Genomic DNA, 1,184 nt, shown 5'->3' with positions numbered 1-1,184 from the left:
CGCGAGGACAACCAGCCGGTGTTCTCGTTCAAGGTGCGCGGCGCGTACAACAAGATGGCGCATATTCCGGCGGAGGCGCTGGAGCGTGGCGTGATTACCGCGTCGGCGGGCAATCATGCGCAGGGTGTGGCGCTGTCGGCGGCCCGCATGGGCGTGAAGGCGATCATTGTCGTGCCGGTGACGACCCCGCAGGTGAAGGTCGATGCGGTACGCGCGCATGGCGGGGCGACGGTCGAGGTGGTGCAGTTCGGCGAGTCTTATAGCGATGCGTACGGGCACGCGGTAAAGCTGCAGGAAGAACGCGACCTGACGTTTGTTCACCCGTTCGACGATCCGTACGTGATCGCCGGCCAGGGCACGGTTGCGATGGAGATTCTCAGCCAGCATCAGGGCCCGATCCACGCGATCTTCGTGCCGATCGGCGGTGGAGGCCTCGCCGCGGGCGTGGCCGCGTACGTGAAATCGGTGCGCCCGGAGATCAGGGTGATCGGCGTGCAGACCGATGACTCGTGCGCAATGGCCGCGTCGCTGAAAGCCGGTGAACGGGTCACGCTGAACGAAGTGGGGCTGTTTTCGGACGGCACCGCGGTCAAGCTGGTCGGCGAGGAAACCTTCCGCCTGTGCCGCGAATATCTCGACGATGTGCTGCTGGTGAACACCGATGCGCTGTGCGCCGCGATCAAGGACGTGTTCCAGGACACCCGCAGCGTGCTGGAGCCGGCCGGCGCACTGGCCGTGGCGGGCGCCAAGCAGTATGCCGAGCGCGAAGGCATCGAGAACCAGACTCTGATCGCGATCACGTCTGGCGCGAACATGAATTTCGACCGCATGCGCTTCGTGGCCGAGCGCGCCGAAGTCGGTGAAGCCCGTGAAGCCGTGTTCGCCGTGACGATCCCCGAAGAGCGCGGCAGCTTCCGGCGTTTCTGTGAGTTGGTGGGCACGCGCAGCGTCACTGAGTTTAACTACCGGATTGCGGATGCAAACTCCGCCCATATCTTCGTCGGCGTGCAGATCAGGAATCGCAGCGAATCGGCGCAGATCGCGGGCGCATTTGAAGCGCACGGCTTTGCCACTGTCGATCTGACTTTCGATGAACTGTCGAAGCAGCACATCCGCTATATGGTCGGCGGACGCTCGCCTCTGGCCCACGACGAACGTCTGTTCCGCTTCGAGTTTCCGGAGCG

1 protein-coding gene is annotated in these 1,184 nt (G+C 64.1%); it reads left to right on the top strand.

Annotated elements, in window-relative coordinates:
* Positions 1-1,184, top strand: a 1,184-nt coding sequence (gene ilvA, locus GNZ12_RS43840; protein WP_172319219.1) for a threonine ammonia-lyase, biosynthetic, incomplete at both ends; no start/stop codon positions are given.

Origin of the sequence: Paraburkholderia solitsugae (assembly GCF_013177695.1) — a bacterium.
Lineage (GTDB): Bacteria > Pseudomonadota > Gammaproteobacteria > Burkholderiales > Burkholderiaceae > Paraburkholderia > Paraburkholderia solitsugae.
Note: the sequence above shows the minus strand (reverse complement) of the source record. Positions and strands in the feature narration are given on the sequence as shown.